The sequence below is a fragment of the Microvirga antarctica genome, assembly GCF_017921815.1.
GTDB lineage: Bacteria > Pseudomonadota > Alphaproteobacteria > Rhizobiales > Beijerinckiaceae > Microvirga > Microvirga antarctica.
This window is the reverse complement of record NZ_JAGEMM010000177.1, coordinates 1-283: the sequence shown is the minus strand read 5'-3', so window position 1 is coordinate 283 and position 283 is coordinate 1. Positions and strand designations below refer to the sequence as shown.

The 283-nt window shown below is 51.6% G+C and carries 1 protein-coding gene; it reads left to right on the top strand.

Translation table 11 applies throughout. The features are described from left to right. A partial coding sequence (locus J4G32_RS21370; protein ID WP_210497745.1) for a hypothetical protein occupies positions 1-283 on the top strand: 283 nt, incomplete at both ends.

Here is a 283-nt window from a genome sequence, read left to right as displayed (position 1 = left end):
CACTTGCTTGAGCTCGCCCTCCAGCAAAAAGGAATCGAAACGCATCGCAGGACTTTTCGTGAACTGCATAATCAATTGAGTACAGGCGCCGACAACAGGCTCATTCTCGAGGGTGTAGGCCCACTTGATACCGTCTACTTACGTGCCGGATATCAGTATTCTGATTATGAAGCATTCAATATCGATGAGCAGGAGTGTTGTCAGGCGCTGATGGCGACCCGAGTATTCATTGAGCAGCACCGGGTTGCAGTGAACGCCACAGTTGGCCAGCAACTGGCGACCA